The 19085-nt window shown below is 61.8% G+C and carries 14 protein-coding genes and 2 pseudogenes; 12 read left to right on the forward strand and 4 right to left on the reverse strand.

Going from position 1 to position 19085, the window contains the following annotated elements; genetic code table 11:
- Window positions 1-41: 41 nt before the first annotated feature.
- Window positions 42-2003, reverse strand: coding sequence for an EAL domain-containing protein (locus EN818_RS22010; RefSeq protein ID WP_135905413.1), 1962 nt, complete (start codon window positions 2001-2003; stop codon window positions 42-44).
- Between the two features lie 563 nt (window positions 2004-2566).
- Complete coding sequence (locus EN818_RS22015) at window positions 2567-3028, reverse strand: MucR family transcriptional regulator (RefSeq protein ID WP_127421322.1); 462 nt, start codon at window positions 3026-3028, stop codon at window positions 2567-2569.
- A gap of 413 nt (window positions 3029-3441) precedes the next feature.
- Between EN818_RS22015 and EN818_RS34475 the strand changes: the two genes are divergently transcribed.
- Both EN818_RS34475 and EN818_RS22025 read left to right on the forward strand, forming a co-directional pair.
- On the forward strand, window positions 3442-3621 hold the full coding sequence (locus tag EN818_RS34475) for a DUF982 domain-containing protein (RefSeq protein ID WP_348631415.1): 180 nt from the start codon (window positions 3442-3444) through the stop codon (window positions 3619-3621).
- 415 nt (window positions 3622-4036) lie between these two features.
- Complete coding sequence (locus tag EN818_RS22025) at window positions 4037-4216, forward strand: DUF982 domain-containing protein (protein WP_245484275.1); 180 nt, start codon at window positions 4037-4039, stop codon at window positions 4214-4216.
- A gap of 657 nt (window positions 4217-4873) precedes the next feature.
- On the opposite strand, the gene EN818_RS34480 is transcribed toward EN818_RS22025, so the two are convergent.
- Window positions 4874-5197: a transposase gene (locus EN818_RS34480; protein WP_348631416.1), complete on the reverse strand. Its 324-nt coding sequence runs from the start codon at window positions 5195-5197 to the stop codon at window positions 4874-4876.
- Window positions 5198-5450: 253 nt separating this feature from the next.
- The gene (locus tag EN818_RS22030) at window positions 5451-6644 is read right to left on the reverse strand and encodes a DUF1173 domain-containing protein (protein WP_135905415.1); all 1194 of its coding nucleotides are present in this window, start codon (window positions 6642-6644) and stop codon (window positions 5451-5453) included.
- Between the two features lie 314 nt (window positions 6645-6958).
- Between EN818_RS22030 and EN818_RS22035 the strand changes: the two genes are divergently transcribed.
- The 10 genes and pseudogenes from EN818_RS22035 (at window position 6959) to EN818_RS22080 (ending at window position 19075) form a co-directional block, all read left to right on the forward strand.
- Entirely contained in the window at window positions 6959-8155 is a 1197-nt protein-coding gene (locus EN818_RS22035) for a DUF932 domain-containing protein (protein ID WP_135905319.1), read from the forward strand.
- Window positions 8156-8337: 182 nt separating this feature from the next.
- A pseudogene (locus EN818_RS22040) lies at window positions 8338-8478 on the forward strand (DUF2958 domain-containing protein); the annotation flags it as partial.
- A gap of 367 nt (window positions 8479-8845) precedes the next feature.
- Complete coding sequence (locus tag EN818_RS22045) at window positions 8846-10987, forward strand: ParB N-terminal domain-containing protein (RefSeq protein WP_135905321.1); 2142 nt, start codon at window positions 8846-8848, stop codon at window positions 10985-10987.
- Between the two features lie 72 nt (window positions 10988-11059).
- A pseudogene (locus tag EN818_RS22050) lies at window positions 11060-11532 on the forward strand (hypothetical protein).
- An 86-nt stretch (window positions 11533-11618) separates the two neighbouring features.
- A complete protein-coding gene (locus EN818_RS22055) occupies window positions 11619-12011 on the forward strand; it encodes a hypothetical protein (protein WP_189523826.1) in 393 nt (130 codons plus the stop codon).
- A gap of 82 nt (window positions 12012-12093) precedes the next feature.
- Window positions 12094-12729 carry a DUF1419 domain-containing protein gene (locus EN818_RS22060; RefSeq protein WP_348631418.1) on the forward strand — a complete coding sequence of 212 codons (636 nt, stop codon included), beginning with the start codon at window positions 12094-12096 and terminating at the stop codon, window positions 12727-12729.
- A complete protein-coding gene (locus tag EN818_RS22065) occupies window positions 12713-13150 on the forward strand; it encodes a hypothetical protein (RefSeq protein WP_135905325.1) in 438 nt (145 codons plus the stop codon). Before EN818_RS22060 ends, EN818_RS22065 begins: the two co-directional genes overlap by 17 nt.
- A 138-nt stretch (window positions 13151-13288) precedes the next feature.
- Complete coding sequence (locus EN818_RS22070) at window positions 13289-13696, forward strand: hypothetical protein (RefSeq protein ID WP_135905327.1); 408 nt, start codon at window positions 13289-13291, stop codon at window positions 13694-13696.
- 322 nt (window positions 13697-14018) lie between these two features.
- Window positions 14019-14441, forward strand: coding sequence for a hypothetical protein (locus EN818_RS32790; protein WP_189349943.1), 423 nt, complete (start codon window positions 14019-14021; stop codon window positions 14439-14441).
- Window positions 14442-14578: 137 nt separating this feature from the next.
- The gene (locus EN818_RS22080; RefSeq protein ID WP_135905329.1) at window positions 14579-19075 is read left to right on the forward strand and encodes a strawberry notch family protein; all 4497 of its coding nucleotides are present in this window, start codon (window positions 14579-14581) and stop codon (window positions 19073-19075) included.
- The last annotated feature ends 10 nt before the right edge of the window (window positions 19076-19085 follow it).

Genomic DNA, 19085 nt, shown 5'->3' on the forward strand with positions numbered 1-19085 from the left:
TTCGAGACAACCAGACCATCGCCGCCAAGGTGCCGGTCCCGCTATTCGAGTACCTGCTTCCGACCAAACGGCTTCGCAGCAATGCCAGGAATGTCGTCAATCCGGACAGGTTTCCCGATTAAATAGCCCTGAGCTTCATCACATCCGACGCGGCGCAGACAGTCGAGCTGTTCGGGAGTTTCGACGCCTTCGGCCGTCACCTCAATTCGAAGCTCATGCGCCAACTCAACCAATGATCTCACAATCGCGGCGCAGTCCGCATCGGTGAGCAGATCCTGGACAAAAGATCGGTCGATCTTGAGCCGCGAAAGAGGCAATTTCCGAAGATAAGTGAGTGATGAATAGCCAGTGCCAAAATCGTCAAGAGCAACTGTTACGGACAGCGAACTTAACGATTGTAATAACGAAATTGTTTCTTCAAAATTCGAAATCAGAACATTTTCTGTAATCTCGACCTCCAGTCTCCGCGGCTCCAAACCGGCTTCAGCCAAGGCCTCTAAAATTCCATCTAGCAAGGCCTTGTTCTTAAGCTGCACTGCCGACAGGTTGACGGAGACCCGCAAGTCGCGCGGCCAGCGCGCAGCCGCCGAACAAGCCGTTTTGACAGCCCAGTGTCCGATGGAGTGAATCAAACCCGTTTCTTCGGCGATAGGTATGAACTCCGAGGGAGCGATCGCGCCAAGGGTGGGATGCTGCCATCGCAGAAGCGCTTCAAAACCTCGGATGCGATCGCTCCCGAGATCGAGAAAGGGTTGAAATGCAAGCCAAAGCTGGTCACTGGCGAGCGCAGATGCCAGATCGCGTTCAAGGGCATGGCGCCTTGTGGCAGCTTCATCGTCGTTTGCGCTGAAAAACTGGATGGAACCCGTCCCCAGCGTCTTGGCCCTGTGCAGCGCGGTGTCGACGCAGCGCAGGAGTTGATTGGCATCCAAACCATCAGTGGGCGCCAAGGCGATACCGATAGAGGCCCTGCAATATATTTCGCGTCCTTCAATCATGAAAGGGGTACGCATGCCATCGATGATCTGTTTGGCTAAGGACCTGATTTGATCTGGCCTAATATCGCACGTGACGATTATAGCAAATTCGTCGCCCTCCAATCTCGCGATGCCATCGCTCTCCCGCGTCGATTTCCGAAGTCTCGCAGCCACTTCGACCAAAAGGGCATCCCCTATTGCGCGGCCAAAGCGATCGTTCACCTCGTCGAAATTGTTAAGATCGAACAAGAGTAACGCAAAGTGCTGGTCAAACTGCTTTGCGTCCACCAACGCGTTTTCCAGCCGCTCGTTGAAGCTGAACCGGTTTGGCAAACTCGTTAGAACATCCCTGCGAATGGCATTTTCGCTTTCCGCTTGCAGAATGCAGCGTCGGGTAAATTCGGACGCGTGAGCAAGCACGGCACGAAACAGCGTGATGGCGTAGCTCACCATCAGGATTGCGACGGGCAGATTGACGGCTCCATCCAGCCACACAATCGCAACCGCCGAACCGACGAAGATCGGCAGCGTATACGCGACGGCCGCAATAGGAATCGTGGAAAAAGAAGCGGCACCGCCTGCGATCATGCCAGCGCTCAGGCAGGTAATGACAACCTGGGCGGCACTCGTTGCTCCTCCGAAGAACAGAACGGGAAGTGCACCCCACCAAGTGCCGAACAGGAAGGCGTTTCGCACCAGGTTTTGCGTTGTCCGGCGAGACACTGACCTTGGTTTGACTGACTGAAACGATGATCTCGCTCTTAGGCCTACGAACCCAGCGGCGGCGATGATCACACTCGCCCAGAGGATGGCTTTCGTCTGGTCGGGCGAGCCCCAGACCGCGATAACAAAAGTGGCCGCATTGAGTATGTTCGCAGCCATGCCAAGAAGCGTGCTGCGAAGCACGATACTGACCTGCTCCGCCCTGATGCGGCCGGCAAGCGGTTCGATCGTTGAGGGCCCGCCAAAAGCACGCAGGTCTCCCGCCAGGAGGTCGCCGAGCCTTGCGGCAGACAGACGCTGCATCACTCTTACACTCCCCCGCGCTAGAGTAGTCAGCTGCGTATTGGTCGGTCCCCTAACACCGAACAATTCTGAAAAAGTAAATTTCAACCGCAAATTTGGACAGCCCAGTTGGGAAGCCAAGGGTTTTGGAAATTCGAAGATAGTGAAAACGCGATCTTCCCTTAGGTCATCGCCGAGCTAACCTGATCCAGGTTTTCGCAATTATGCCCGTTAGCCCTCCGCCTTGTATTCGGTTAACCAAAAGAACCGCAGGCCTTGCTGCCAAAGCACGCTGGCACAGAAAATCTACACTAATGCGCCTTGAGGACCTTCGGCTTCCCCTGTCGGATCAGTCGGGCAGCATCGTTATGGTCCGGTAGCCCCCTGCAGCCATGCTGAGCTCTCAACCTTTGAAGGCTGACAACTCGACGAGCCGTCCCGAGGTCCGGCAGACACAAGGAGGCCTTCTCCACGATCATGTCAGCGCTGCGGGACGTAGGCGAGTTCGCCTGGATCGCAGAGATGCCGAAGCCGGGAGGTCCCGCCTTTCAAACGGCACCTGGCCAACAAACAAGCCGGGACGATCAAGCGGCCGCCTTTTTGCGGCTCCTCTTTGCCGGTGCGGCCTGTTGGGCCTCATCGGGTTTTCTGCCGAGGCCCATGGTCTTCGCCAAAGCTGAGCGCGCGGCGGCATAGTTCGGGGCAACCATCGGATAGTCTGCCGATAGTCCCCATTTCGCCCGGTATTCTTCGGGCGTCAGACCATAGTGGGTCGCCAGATGCCGCTTCAGCGACTTGAACTTCTTTCCATCCTCCAGGCTGATGATGTAGTCGGGCGTGACCGACTTCCTGATGGGAACGGCAGGCTTGAGATCCTCAGGCTTCGCGACCGGGCCACCCATCGTGCCCTTCAACGCCGTATGCACCTGGCCGATTAGAGCCGGAAGCTCGCCCACGGGGAGCGGATTGTTCGACACGTAGGCCGACACGACTTCGGCGGTAAGCTCGATGAGGGCGTCAGTATTGTTTTCGGCTTCTTCTGTCACGCAATGCTCCTGCTTTGATAAACGGCGGCGGATCGGTTTTATTAATGAAGGCAGCCATAGAATGCAATCAAAGTCAGGGCTCCCGTAGCACTTGGGTCCCAAATTGCGGGCCTGAGGCACACGATGGTTCTACCCTGATGCCGACAGCTTCCGGCAAAAAATCGGTCGGACCCGCCGAGGGGGTTTTGCGGTTCATGAAACTGCTTTCGAGCAGAATGGGTTTCGTTTCGCCGCCTTTGACGGCCTCGAAAATCAACCTGCGCTGCGCATCTTCCCACAACCTCCCCTAGGCACCTGCGCCAAGGAGAAATCTTCGATCCAGCCCCTTGAACCGTCTCGGTCCGGACAGCACATTGCGATGGTTGCCGAGGAATGCTCGTGCAAAGCAAGCGTTCGCCAAGTGGGAGGAGCGCATGGATGCAGAGGACTTCGGGAGCCCTATTTTCGTGAAGCGTGCGACCTACATCGTCCAAGAGATTGCGAGCCTCGCGGACGCCATCGATTTCCTCAACGACTGGCCTGAGGATCAAAGAGATCTGACCCACCAGACCGCTCTTCGGGCTTGCTTTGACGCAGAGGATGGGAGCCCGTGACCGCCGCGCACCATGCTTTTATCGATTTCGCCAGGCAGGTCGCCATCCTCGAAGATCCAATCTCTGCCATGCAGTGGATCGCCGCCTGCAAGAAGCGGCGCGCGTAGGGACGGGTGGATTGTAGCCAAGCTTGGGGGTATTCCGTTCAGATTTTCACCGAGCGCGGACAAGGGCGGAAGAATCTCCATCATCGCTGGTAATTCCGGAAAGCCGGGATGACAGTGCTTATGGCGATCGGATAGCCGCCGAGGCATCGAGTTGGGCTTTCGGGTTATTCGCCTGTCTCTGTCACCTCGGGTGAGGCATAAAGCTGGGCCGAGCGGACCTTGCCGCACGACTTGAGGGGAACGGTGAGTTGAGCAGATTTGAGCGGCCGGTCGTTATCCAGCTGAGCCGTCACGCCGCGGAGCGCGTCGTGTTCGATGTCAATGACGCGGCCACGATCTTGCTGCGGGATCTCACGCGTGAAACGGAAAAGCGCAAGGCAGCGATGGACGCGTGTCTGCGCGTATTGCGCGGTGAGAGCCATCCACCGGCCGCCCGCAGAGCTTTCGTCGCGGCCGCGCTTGAAGCAAAGATCCTGCGCGGCGATTAAACTTGCGGCGCCCATTTGCGTCACTCCCTCTCTCCATTGCGATTGCCAGCGCCATGATCGCGCCTGGGTAAGCCGAGCGATTGCGCGCTAGCTCCGTCGGGCCAGCAGCGAGCGCGGTTCTGATTTCAAGGCGTCGCCATTCGGGTGCGCGGCTGTGCACGGCGCTGCCGGCTTGGCGTCTTCGGGCCATATCGTGGTTGCGACCTCTGAGGATCGCAGCGGTTCGCGGGCTCACGGCAGCAAGTTCACCTGAACAATCAGCCTGCTGGGGCACAAAACCTCGGCGCTTATCCAGTCCGCAAGATCGGCACGCGTTGGCGGTGTCCATAGGAGCAACCCAACCCCGCTCTTCTGCGATGGCTTTCCTGGTCCTGTTCCGGATCTTCCACGATCAACCCTCAGGGGGGGTCCGCTCACATGGGACCTTTGTTGTCAATGCTGCATGCTAACCTCCGGAAATTTTAGAATCCAGGTCTGAGCCAATTCCAAGACACGGCTCACAGCTGAGCCCATCAACCTCACATCCGGTCGCCCTTAAAATTCGGCTGCACCAATATCCCGCATACGGCGGCCAGGCTCAGGACGACGAGACCATTCTAGCAAAACGGCGGTTAGCCATGCGCACCCCCGGTTCGTCGACCTGGATGCCAGAACTGATCAGGATTTGTTTGTGATGACGCCTTCCATCACCACACCTGATGTCACGTACTTCCAAAGTGCCACGAGCAATTTTCGCGCCAGCGCCACGATCGTTGATTTCTTCCGACGACCTCGCGAAACCACTTGGAGAGCGCTGAATTCGGCTGATGCCTCAACCAGAGCCAAGCCGTCTGTACAAGCGTGACCCGGAGGCGGGGATTGCCGGCCTTCGACTTGTTCCCGATCGATTGAACCGCTTTGCCACGGCGTAGGGGCAATACCCGCGTAGGAGGCGATCCGCCGGGGATTATCGAAATGGCAATATTGTGCCTCCGTCCACAAATCGTGGCGACCTCAACGCCAATTCCCTTTATGCCCAGAGCATTTCGTGAGGCTGGTTGCTTTCTTGACCTGAGACCGAAGGAGCGCATTGCGTTCGGCTCTACAGATTTGAATCTGTTCAAGCAGCAGCTCCAGGCGAACCAGCTCTCAGCTGACCTGTCTTTTCAGGTGGACAGGTAGGCCGGGCCCGTCTCCAGTCTTCAACTCGTCGAGGCGCTTGCGGCGGCCCTGTCGCGGCCGCTTAAGGCGGCCGCTACAGTTGTAGTGACGGCATCTCGCCGTCACTCACGCGCCAGATCCACGAACCGATTTGCGGGCGCGCCTCGATCATGTCGTTCAGCATCAGCTCAAATTTGTTGTCGACTCCAGCCGGCACGATGTAGAGCGCAATCGACTGACCGAGGCGCTGTATCATCGCGTTGGCGATCGGCTGCTCCGCCGGCAGGTTATATCGCAATCCCTTGATGCTCTTGTCCCTCATCCTTGCGAGGACGTCGACCAGCTTCCGTTCGTGAACGGAGTCGTACGGTATCCAGTTCTCATTCACGACCATCACTGCGATCTCCTCGATCACCGCAAGCCCCGCCGCATTGACCCCAAACGTGGCAATAGCGATAAGATGGGAGCGGTCGTCCGCCTCCCACAACGAAAATTCCCGTTCGAAGCGCGTCCGCAGGCGACGATGCAGGTCATCCTCGACCATGAACGGAAAGCCCGGCACGTGGCGAATGACCAGCTTTTGACCAACGCGAGCCGGCTCGAACTCCTTCACCTCGCCGACAAGGATCATCAGCTTGCGTGGACCCGATCCCGAAGTCGCCAGCGGCGCCAGCGCTTCAGCGCGACGCCTTTCGATCACGTCTTTTTTCTCGGCTCGGAATGCCTCCGGCACATACAGCGTCTCGGCCAGCGGGCGACCCTTAACGACCATCTGCTTTGCAGCCTCACGCAGGTGCCATTGCACATTCCACCAATGACGTTTTCCCGCCCAAAGCGATGTCCAGACCGTCAGCTCCGCCTCGTGCCACAGATAATGCAGCAGCCCGCGCAACGACAGTTTTTTCGCCTCACTCGAAACGCTGTCTGAGCCCGGACCAGCCTGCGGCGAGGCCGCGCGACTGCCGATCTTCGACAGGCTGAAATCCAGCTTCAGCGCCGCCATCCCGGTCTGCGGGTCGAGTTGTATGGCGCTGCCCATCAGGGCGCCAAGACCCGAAAGCTCGTATGGCGACTCGTAAGACGCACATGAGGGATCGTGCTCGTCGCCGCTGAGCGGCATGCGCTTGATCACGTAAAGGCCGCCCATGCGCGCGATGTACATGGGCAGACCGTCGCCCCGGCACATGCACAACGGCCGCTCGTGCCGTTGATAAGCGATCGTCAGAGCTTCCTGAAGCTCAGGTGCATCCTCCCTATAGAGCGAACCACAAATCCTGAACCGCCGCATCACCTCCAAAGCTCCAGGTCGCCGCCGCATCCCTGTGAGCCCATTGAGTCACGCCTTTGCAACAAGCGCAACCCGCTCGCTTGGATAATCGTGCGACCCAGAGCAGGGCAGTCGCCGAGTTTGCCTTTTGCAACGAATGACTGACGCAGCCGAGGCCTTCGGTGCAGATAATTGATGTTCCTATGGCATGAGCGATCGCGGCGTTGGTGCCCTTCCGGCATTGGCCGGCGCTGGAGAGGCAGAGGGGAGGCCGTGATGCGATGGCGGGTCGAGGCCAGGAGAGAGGCTCCCGGCACCCGTCGCGGAGAAAGATCATGACCCATATGGAGATTCTGGCGCCGTCACGCACGACGCCCAATGGTTACAAGGTCGATGTCAGCCGCGGCCAGCGTATCGGGCGCGTGTCATCGGAATGGTTCAACCGGCCTGACGACGACCGTTACCTGTCGCTCACCGACCTCAACAGTGCTGTGAAGCGGCGGTCCGAACGCAGCAAGACGCGCATCGTGGAAAGCGAGGCGATCCGCGTCGAAGCATCCCGCGACAATCCCGAGCGGCTCACCCTCATGCTCCCGGATGGCAATATGCCGGTTACGCCGACACACTGGAGCTTTGGCCAACTCGCCAGCCTGGTCGGTGCGCCTACGACTTATCTGCGCCAGCTGCCAGCCGCGCTTGCCGGGATCAATCTGCAGTATGGCCTATCCACGCACCGCGCCGAGCAAGTAAAAACGCTCGAGATCGAGAACGGCCGTCTGGAGCTTCGAGCCATTACAGGTCCAGATTACGGCAGAATATTCGACTCAGAACTGATCGACGCCGTTCAAAAGATCGCCGGCAACGGCACCGGCGACACGCGCTGGAAGGTACCGGGCGTACTCGACTGGTCAACAGGCTTCTACAACCCCAACGTCGATATCTCGAAGGACACGACAACGCTCTATGCCTCGGACCGCGACATCTTCGTGTTCCTGGTCGACGATCTTAACCCGATCGAGGCCGGGCGACTACCAAACGGCGAACCCGATCTCTACTTCCGCGGGTTCTACGCCTGGAACAGCGAGGTCGGCGCTAAAACCCTAGGAATTGCAAGCTTTTACCTGCGAGCCGTTTGCCAAAATCGGAATCTTTGGGGGGTCGAGGATTTCCAGGAAATCACAATCCGTCACTCCAAATACGCTGCCTCGCGCTTTGCGCTGGAAGCCGAACCGGCGCTGATCCAGTTCGCGGAATCCTCGCCCATGCCCTTCGTCAACGGCATCAAGGCAGCGCGCGAGCGCGTTGTTGCCCGCAACGACGATGATCGGACGACATTCCTGCGCAAGCGCGGCTTCTCGAAAGGCGAAACCACCAAGATTATCGATGCTGTGCTCACCGACGAAGGCCATCCGCCGGCATCGGTGTTCGACTTCGTCCAAGGTATCACCCGCGTTGCGCGCGACAAGCAGCACCAGGATGTGCGGCTCGAAATGGAAGGCAAAGCCAAGAAGCTCCTCGACCTCGTTCACTGATCCCCGCCCAGGCCGGCGATCCACATATCGCAAGCCGGCGTCCCTTTCATCGCCACTTCAAGGCGCCGTCCTCACAACCATGAGGGCGGCGCCTTTCGTCGCGACGGACCACGAGGTCGGAAGGCGGGCTTTCGATCGTCCGTCATGGAGCGCGACCCATGCACGATACCGCCAAGACCCGAATGCCGCTGCTAACAGCTGACCAGCGCGAACAGTTCCTCGCCAACGGCCGCCAGAGCGATCGCGACCATGTCCCGGTGGTCAAGTTCTTCAATCCGGTCGGGATCCGCACCTGGCTTGCAACCGAGCTTGACGGCGACATCCCAGGTGTCGGAGCCATGTCCGCACCGCCCGAACGGAGGACCGCGTCATGAGCGGTCGCCCCATTCTCCATCTCTGCATCACCATGGACGAGTGCGAGACCTTGCATGAGCGGCACGATCGGATGCGCAGCACCAGCAAGACGGTCACCGTCGATCGCCAGGCGCTCATCCACATTTCTCATGGATCATGCACGCATGCTCACGGCGCTGCGCAAGGCTGGACCCGGTCGATGTTGCCGAACCGCGTCGAGGCCGCCGGGCTGCGCCGGTGCGGCGCCGCGAGAGGCAGAGGGCGGAGGGGAGGGTTCCTGACGGGTTTGGAGGTTCGGGGATAGTTCCCGGGCCGCCCGTCATGGAGACCCTGATCATGGCAAAAAGCGCCATTCAGAAGATCGCAATGAACCCCTCGGAGAATATCGCCTACGACAAGCTTGTGTTGTCGCAGCAGAATGTTCGCCGGGTAAAGGACGGCGTCACCATCGAGCAACTCGCCGAGGACATCGGTCGGCGCAAGCTTTTGCAGAGCCTGAACGTTCGTCCCGTCCTCGATGGAGACGGCGAGGAGACCGGCACCTACGAAGTGCCCGCCGGCGGCCGCCGCTATCTCGCGCTCGGCATTCTGGTCAAGCAAAAGCGCCTGGCGAAGAACGAACCGATCCCTTGCATCGTCAATCGCAGCGGAACGACCTCGGCCGAGGAAGACTCGTTTGCCGAGAACGTGCATCGCGAGGACCTGCATCCGCTCGACCAGTTTCGTGCATTCAAGGCACTAAGGGATCAGGGCCTTGATGTCGAGGAGATTGCCGCTCGTTTCTTCGTGTCGGCGGCGACCGTCAAGCAGCGGCTGAGGCTCGCCTCGGTCTCGCCAAGGCTGCTCGAACTCTACGAGAAGGATGAAATCCGCCTCGAGCAGATCATGGCGTTCTCGATCTCCAACGACGACGCTCGACAGGAGCAGATCTGGGAGCGCATCTCCGGCAATCCGCATATGCAGGAGCCCTATTACATCCGGCGCCTGCTGACGGAGACCACGGTTCGCGCCGATGATCGCCGTGCGGTCTATGTCGGCGCCGAGGCATACGAAGCTGCTGGCGGCGTCATTCTGTGCGACCTGTTCGAGCAGGATTCCGGCGGCTGGTTCCAGGATGCGGCACTGCTCGAGCAACTGGTCTTCGAGAGGTTAAAGGCCGACGCCGAGACCATCCGCGCCGACGGATGGAAGTGGGTCGAGGCGGCGATCAGCTTCCCCTATGGCCACACCTCCGGCATGCGGCGGGTCTATGCCGAACCGGCTGAGATGAGCGCAGAGGAGATCGCCCGCCACGACGCGGTGAAGGCCGAGTACGATGCGCTCGACGCCAAATATGCCGAGATGGAGGACGCCGACCAGGTGACCGAGGACAGGCTCGATCAGCTGGGCGCCGAGCTCGACGCTTTTGGCGATCGTCCCCAGGTCTACGATCCGGCACAGAAGGCCATTGCCGGCGCGTTCATCACGCTCGGCGCCAATGGCCAGTTGCAGGTCGAAGCTGGTTTCGTTCGTCCCGAGGATGAGCCCCGCGCCGAGATGGACGATGACGAGAAGGCCGACGGCGGGGATCGCGACGCGTCGCAGTCCGACGAGGACGGCGCTAATGGCGTCGTCGTCAACGGCCGGCCCACGAATGGCGGATCCGATGCGACCGAGGAACCCGAGGACGAAGGCATCAAGCCTCTGCCGGAACGGCTTGTCTTCGACCTTACCGCGCAGAAGACGCTGGCGCTGCGCAACGCGCTCGCGAGCAACGTCGACATCGCCTTCGTCGCCGTTCTCCATGCCCTCGTGCTGCAGGTGTTCTATCGCTTCGCTAAGGACAGCTGCCTCGAAATCACTCTTGCGAGCAACAGTCTCAGTCAGGTCCAGGGCCTTGCTGAGACCTCCTGGGCGAAGGAGATCGCCGAGCGTCACGAGGCATGGGACCGGGATATGCCCGACAGCGACAAGCTCTGGGACTTCCTGCTCGACCTCGACGAAGCGAGCCGCAAGGCGCTATTCGCGCACTGTGTATCGCTCTCGCTGAACGCCGTCGTCGAGCCCTGGAACAGGCGGCCGGGCGCGCTTGCCCATGCCGATGCGCTCGCCGCCACGCTTGGCTTCGACATGGTCACCGCCGGCTGGGAACCGACCGTCACCAATTACCTTGGCCGCGTCACCAAGGCTCGGATCGTCCAGGCGGTCCGCGAGGCCCGCGGCGCGGATTCGGCGCAACTGATCGACCACATGAAGAAGGACTTGATGGCCCGTGAGGCCGCCCGTCTTCTCGAAGGGTCGACCTGGCTGCCCGAGCCGCTGCGCCTCGCTGGTGACGACGCGGCAGACGACGCCGGCGAGACCGTCACAGAGGATGTGACAGACGAGACGGCTCTCGACGGCGATGCTGCCGATCTGCCTGCCTTCCTCGCCGACACAGCGTCCGAGGAACCGACCGTCGCCGACGAGGAAACAGATCGGCTCGAGGCCGCAGAGTAATCGGCCTCCCGTTCCGCACCGGGCCCGGCATCTCCGCCGGGCCCCTTTTCGTTTCCGACATGGAGATTCCGCATGTCCGCCCATATCGTCTACGATTCCGCCCCTCTGGGGAGCGTCATCCGCTACTGTGACGGCACGGCAAGACCGCCGGCCCGATTCAGAAGCTCTCCGCGTGGGAGAGCCGCAATGGCACCGGCCGCCTGGTGAAGAAGGAGCCGCCGCGAACGCGCGCGACCTACAGCTCGCCGGCATATTTTACCCTTCATGAGGGCGACTTCGGCCAGGCCGGTACTGTCATTGTCTCAGTCCGGCGCACCTACTCCGTCGAGAGCGACCTGCGTTTCGAGATCGTCGAACGTCCCGAGATCGGCATGGTACGCGTCCTGCAGGATCTTGGCGACAACCCGGAACTCCTGCATCTCGCCAGGGGCCGCGAGGCGGCCGAACGCTGGCTCGCGAACAACCGGTACAGCCGAGCCTATCTCGAAGAAGTCTCCGCCGACGAGGTCGGCGCCGACGTCATCGAGGGCCGCACGGCCGCCTGACTTTCCGCACCCCATAGGCCCAGCCACCGACAGGCCCGGGATCGCGCAAGTGATCGCCGGACCTGTTCCGTTTCATGGAGATCGATATGTTCGACTGGACCAGAAGCTGCTCCTATGACGAGCAGCAGAAAAGACGCTTTCACACCACGGCCCGCTCGCGGCTGAAGAAACTCGCTGCCGAACTTGCCCTGCCGCGGGGAAGCTATGACCTGCGCTCCAACAAGGCGGGTATCGCCGTCTCCGGCGAAATTACCCTGCACCTTGACCGGGCATACATCCAGGTTGGCCAGTTCGGCATGTCCTCCGGCCACGGCATCCTGATCCGGACCTGCAAGGGCCGCAAGGACTATACCGGCGGAACCAACCACTTCGTCGCGCTCGACATGCTCGACGATGTTCCGGCGCTCGCCGCCGCCGTCCGCGCCATCACCGGTGTCACGCGCGATGGAACACATTCCGCCGATCGCCACGCCGCCTGAAGCAGCCCCACGACCCCCCACCCGCCGACCCCCCTCTCGCGCGGCGCCCCCGCGCGGCGGGAGGCTCGGCTATTCCGGAGGCATGTCATGTCCACCCATCCCACGTTCCGAAAGGTGTTCGAGGGCGTCGCGACCCGGTCGCAGATGTTTTGCCCTCTTCAATCGTCACAGCGATACGCCGGGTGTCGATCCCCTGTCCGGCGTGCCGTATGCGTCGGAGTGGTTCGAGATTTCGGCCAGCGAATACCACTTCATGCTCGGACTTCTGCCGCCGCTCTTCCAGCGAACCGGCATGTTCGGTATGTCCGAATACAAGTCCGGCAATGTCACCAGCGTCTTCTTCGCGATCAGGATCCGCGGCCGCGAACGGTGGTTCCATGGCTTCTGCGATCTCTCCGACAAACGCAGTCCCGACGCCATGCGGGCAGCGATCATCGCGCATGAGACGGGTGCGGTCGACAGCATGACGCGCGAGGAAAAGCTCGAGGCGATCTGGTCCGCCACGAATGCCGACTTCAGAGGCATCGCCGGCGAGACCGACCCCGATGCCTGGCCATCGGAGCATCATGGCAAACGGACCATCCTTGTTTACACAGTCGGGCAGGGCACCACCCTCAAGCTTCTGGAGGATCTGACCGACGAAGAGATCGACAGCCGCATGCCGGCAGTCCACGCACGGTCGAGGAGGGGAGGGGGCGACGATGCGAAACCATCGTAAGCCGCCGCGACCGGCGGACAAGCCGACCTGGGAGGCGCACTCCACTTACACTGCCGACCTTGGAGCTCCTGACAGGTGCCGATACCGGCGCACACCGCCCGGCTCCCCGACCGTCGCCGATCTGGTTCGGTCCGGCGATACGGTCTCGACCTCCTACGGCACCGGGGGTGTCGTGATCGAGGTGAAGGAATACTTCTATGCGGCACCGACGGGCAAGCCGCTGTCGCATTTTACCATCGTCTACGTGCCGCCCGATCGCGCTGAAAAGTACCGCGATACCGACCGTCACTGGATCAATGAGTGTGTCGCGGTCGGCGATCGCATCCTGATGCTTTTCGAAGCTAATGCGGATGAGGTCTTCGTCGTCGACCGTGCCCGACCGGCCGAAATCCCTCCTTTCCGCACCGTCCTGATCACCTAGCTAGAAACTAAATCGATCAGGACGACATCACCGATCGCCGGTTTCGGCGCGCCGACTGGAACCGGACCGAGTCCCCGACTTCCCTTCCCTGCCCGGCGCTTGCGTCGGGCATCGCTTTTCCATGACTGGAGCAAGACCATGCCAAGGTTCACGATCGAAACCACCTACCGCATGCCGAACTACCGACATCGAGTCTACGACGCCGCCACGCCCGAAGAAGCATGTCGCCTCGCCATCGAGGATGACGACTGGTCGAGTGAACTGCCCGACTATGAGTGCGCCGGCCCCACCTATGTCACGGGCATCTGGAAAGGCGGCGGCGCCGCCTATGAGGGCAAGGAGATCCCAGTACCGTCGCATTTCGACGAGACCATCCAACGCAAGGCCGATCATTTCTCTGAGCTGCTCGACCAGCTCGCTTTCGTCGCACGACCCATGGGCGTTTCGCAGGTGGAGTTCGAACGCTGGTTGCCAAAGGCGATGGCAGCGGTCGAAAAAGCCAGGGCGATCATCGAGGAACGCCGAGACCCCAACGAGCAAAAATAGCGATCGCTCCGCCCCACCCCTCAGGAGGTTCACATGCCGACATATCGACTCGATCGAGCCCGCTCGTTCATGCTCCAGGCCTGATCGAATGGGCAATCAACGCATATGCCTTCCCTCGCGATCGCGCCGTCATCCTGCGTGTCGTCACAGAAACTTGGCCCGGGTTGCCGGAAAAGCACGCCATCCTTCTTCTCTCCCGTGCGCTTGCGTACAAACTCGATTACGACGCCGTCGTACTGGAAATCTTGGAAAACACCGCCACGGCTGCGCCAGCTGAGCCCTGCGTTCGCGCGACTTCACGCGGCACAGGGGAGATCGGGCAATGACCGAATATGTCGTCAAGCTCCGCTTCTGGCTTCGCTGCTGGGACAGTATGACAATCGATGCCGGCAACGACGCTGACGCGATTGCCGCGGCCCCGCAGCTTGCCAGTGAGATGATGCTCTCGGCGAGCTATCCGGAATCCATCGAAGCCGATGAGCGCCGTGAAGGGCTCATTTCCTATATCGATCGCGTCGATATGGAGGGCCGTGATGAAATCGCCGAGGCGATCGAATTCGACGGCGCGCGCCCCCTGTTTCCAAAGACAGCGGCGCTAATTTTACGTCTGGCGCAACTTAAGATCGATGACATCCAGAGCGAGACCGACCTGCGCGCGCTTCTAGCAGGCTTCGCGCTTGAAGCACGCGACATCTCGCCGGACGTTCCGCCGTGGCCCGGATCGCCGCACAGCAGCGACACCTAGCCGTCAGTCCAAGAGTCGTTCGCCGGTTCTTTCGGCCCACATCGCTGGAGGGAGAGAGGGGCCGGGAGGAGTGCGGCCTTGCCGGAGCGCAGAGAGCGCGCCGGCAGGGCGGACACTCTCGCTCGAAGGACATCTCCATGAACATCGTCACCACCACATCGACCGTCGCCCGGACGGTCGCTCCCCCTGCCGCGCCGGCGATCCGCACCATCGACACCGCCCAGGCGATTCATCAGGCGGCCACCCGGCTTCTTCCCGTCCTGGAACAGGGCAAGCCCGTCACCACCGCAGCGCTGCGCGCGACCATGACCGACAGCTTCGGCGGCACCGATGCGCAAGGCTTCTGGGTCTGGAAGGACGCCTATGAGGCGCTGGAAGCCGCTCAGGTCCTGTTTCTGCGCCGCTTCGGCTCGGCGATCCTGTCGCGATCGGCCTCGCCGCAGGCGGCGCTGGCGATGATGAAACGCATCGCCGAACTCCTCCCCACTCACACGCGGCGCTCCGACGAGAGCCAGGCCATGCAGCAGTTATCCACGCCACTGCCGCTCGCCTTCGTCACCGCTCATGCTGCCGCGATTTCCTCTTCGGACCTCGTTCTCGAACCTTCAGCCGGCACCGGCCTTCTTGCCGTCCATGCCGAGATTGCCCGGGCCCCGCTCGCGCTCAACGAGATCGCCGCGACACGCGCCGATCTGCTCGGCCTGTTGTTCCCGCGCGTTCCGGTTTCTCGGCATGACGCCGCCCATATCGACGATCATCTCGACGTCGCCGTCGAGCCATCCGTGGTGTTGATGAACCCGCCCTTCACCGTGGGCGCCTATGTCGACGGACATGTCGCCGATGCAGCATGGCGGCATGTCTCTTCAGCGTTTGCCCGTCTGCGCGCTGGCGGTCGCCTGGTTGCCATAACCGGCACCGGGCTCTCGCCCGAAAACCCCAAATGGCGGCCGGCCTTCGAGCGGCTCCAGCAGCAGGGCAGGGTGGTTTTCACCGCAGCGATCGATGGTCGCGTCTACGCCCGCCACGGCACGACGGCGGAAACCCGCCTGACCATCATCGACAAGAGGCCAGCGTCCGATCCGTCCGCATTCGCGGCCTCGCCGGGCAAGGCTACCGATGTCGAGACACTGCTCTCCTGGATTTCCGACCTGCCGCCACGCACACCGGGCGGCTTTCCGGATTCGATCGGCGCCCTGTCGAACGGAATCCTGCGGAATGCCGCCACGCACATGGCCGCGCGCTCTGCTGCCAGAGCTGCGCCGATCGCAGCATCGGCTGCTGTCGCGAAGAGCACGCGGCCAGTTCTTCCTGTCGCCCGGGCGAAGCCAGTCCGTCCGACCACCTCGGCCAGCACATCAGCTGTTCCTCTTTCCTATGAACTGCGCGACTGGATACCCGAGGCGGGCGGTCGCCTCACTGACACGATCTACGAGCGCTATGCGCTGCAGTCGATTCACATCCCGCGTGCGAAACCCCATCCGAGCCCGCTCGTCCAGTCGGCGGCGATGGCCGCTGTCGCGCCGCCGAAACCGTCGTACCGGCCTCTCCTTCCTGATGCGATCATTGATGAAGGGCTGCTATCCGATGCCCAGATCGAGAGCGTCATCTATGCCGGCGAAGCCCATTCCGACCATCTCGCCGGCGCCTGGACGGTGGATGAAACCTGCGACGTCGTCGCGGCCGCTCCCGACGGCGCAGAGAATGCTGTTCGCTTTCGCCGTGGCTGGTTTCTGGGAGACGGCACCGGCTGCGGCAAGGGGCGACAAGTCGCCGGCATCATCCTCGACAACTGGCTGCAGGGCCGTCGGCGCGCAATCTGGATCTCGAAGTCCGACAAGCTGCTGGAAGACGCACAGCGCGATTGGGCTGCCCTCGGGCAGGAACGGCTTCTCGTCCAGCCGCTCTCGCGCTATCGGCAGGGCACGCCGATCCGCCTTGCCGAAGGCATCCTGTTCACGACCTATGCGACGCTGCGCTCGCAGGAGCGCGACGGCAAGAAGTCTCGCATTGCGCAGATCATTGATTGGGTGAGCCAAGAGGCGGGGAGCGCCGGAGGCGCGATAGGAACAAGTAAGTCTTTTGATGGCGTCATAGTATTCGACGAAGCCCACGCCATGGCCAACGCCGCCGGAGGCAAAAGCGAACATGGCGATGTGGCACCCTCACAGCAGGGCAAGGCGGGCCTCAGGCTTCAGCATGCGCTACCCGACGCCCGTGTCGTCTATGTCTCCGCGACCGGCGCAACCGCCGTCGAGAATCTGGCCTATGCCCAGCGGCTCGGGATTTGGGCCAGCGAGGATTTTCCCTTCGCCAACCGCGCCGAGTTCGTCGCGGCAATCGAGGATGGCGGCGTCGCCGCCATGGAGGTGCTCGCCCGCGATCTCAAATCGCTCGGCCTCTACACGTCGCGATCGCTCTCCTATGACGGCGTCGAATACGACCTGCTCGAGCACGAACTGACGGAAGAGCAGATCCGCATCTACAACGCCTATGCGGACGCCTTTCAGGTCATCCACAACAATTTGACCGCCGCGCTCGAGGCCGCCAATATCACCAGCGAGACCGGCACGCTGAACCGCAATGCCAAAGCCGCAGCACGCTCGGCTTTCGAAAGCACCAAGCAGCGTTTCTTTAGTCATCTCATCACCTCGATGATGACGCCGACCCTGATCGGCGCGATCGAGCAGGACTGCGCCGACGGTCATTCGGCGGTCGTGCAGATCGTCTCGACCGGCGAGGCGCTGATGGAACGGCGGCTGGCCGAGATCCCGGCAGAGGAATGGTCCGACCTCCACGTCGACGTGACCCCGCGCGAATTTGTGCTCGGGTATCTGATGCATTCCTTCCCGACCCAGCTCTTCGAGGAATATTCCGATGCAGATGGCAACGTCTATTCACGCCCTGTGCATGACGCAGAAGGCAATGCCGTGCAGTGCCGCGAGGCTGTGCGCCGCCGCGACGAGATGATCGAGAAGCTGGCCTCGCTGCCGCCCGTCGGCAGCGCACTCGACCAGATCCTCCACCATTTCGGCACCGACACCGTCGCCGAGGTTACCGGTCGCTCGCGCCGCATCGTCAAAAAGACCGGTCGCGACGGCATCGACCGGCTCGCCGTCGAGAACCGGCCCGGCTCGGCCAATCTCGCAGAGACTCAAAGCTTCATGGATGACGACAAGACTGTACTGGTCTTTTCCGATGCCGGCGGCACCGGCCGCTCCTACCACGCCGATCTCGGCGCGAAAAACCAGAGACTGCGCAAGCACTATCTGCTCGAAGCCGGCTGGCGCGCCGACAACGCCATCCAGGGACTCGGCCGGACGCACCGGACCAACCAGGCGCAGCCGCCACTGTTCCGACCGATGGCCGCCAATGTGAAGGCCGGCAAACGTTTCCTGTCGACCATTGCCCGACGGCTTGACACGCTTGGTGCGATCACCCGCGGCCAGCGTCAGACCGGCGGGGCAGGGCTGTTCCGGTCCGAGGACAATCTCGAAAGCCCCTACGCCCGTGCGGCGCTACGTCAGTTCTATTATCTGCTGCACCAGGGCAAGATCGAGGGCTGCTCGCTGACGACCTTCGAGGCGGTCACCGGGCTGTCTCTCACCACGGAAGAAGGCGGTCTGCGCGACGAGCTGCCGCCGATCACGACCTGGCTCAACCGGCTGCTGGCGCTGCGCATCGAAACCCAGAACCTGCTGTTCGAAGTGTTCGAGCAGCTGATGACGGCAAGAATAGAAGGCGCCATCGCCGCGGGCAATTATGACAAGGGGCTGGAGACGATCACGGCGGAAAGCATCATCGTAACCGATCGCCGCACAGTCTACACGCATCCGGTCTCCGGCGCGCAGTCTCATGTGCTGACCGTGGCACGCAAGGATCGCATCCGCCCGCTCGGCCTGTCCGAAGCACTGGCGATCGCACGCGCGGAACCGCAGTCGGTTCTCCTGGTCAACGCGCGGTCAAGCCGCGCGGCGATCCAGCTGCCGACGGCAAGTCTGATGCTCGACGACGGGACGATAGAGCACCGGGTGCGCCTGCTGCGGCCGACCGACGAGCTGCGCTTCGGTCTCGATGCCCTTGCCGAAACTCATTGGCAGCCCGCCGACCGAAGGCTGTTCTGCGAGCTGTGGCAGGCAGAAGTCACCGCCGTTCCGGAATTCACGACCAGCACCTTCCACATCGTCACCGGCCTGTTGCTGCCGATCTGGCGGCGGCTGCCGGACCATGATTGCCAGGTCTACCGGATCCAGACCGATGCCGGAGAACGCATCATCGGCCGTCACATCGCGCCGACGCTGGTCGCCACCATGTTGCGCAATCTCGGCATCGACAATGTCCCGACACTGGCGCCGGAGGAGGCCTGGACCGGACTTGTGGAGGGACGGATCGGCCTGCAGCTTGCCGATGGCCTGGTCCTGCGCCGCAGCCGCGTCATGAACGACTACCGCGTCGAGCTGATCGGCTTCACCGACGCCATGGTGCCGCGCCTGAAGGCATTGGGCCTGATCGCGGAGATCATCTCCTGGAAGCTCAGGCTGTTCATCCCGACGGCTGAGCAAGGCTCCGCGATGCTCGCATCGCTTCTCGATCGCCACCGGCTCACCGGCGTCACCGACCGCACGGCGGCGGCTTGATAGGAGGCGA

Source organism: Mesorhizobium sp. M3A.F.Ca.ET.175.01.1.1, assembly GCF_004791945.1.
Lineage (GTDB): Bacteria > Pseudomonadota > Alphaproteobacteria > Rhizobiales > Rhizobiaceae > Mesorhizobium.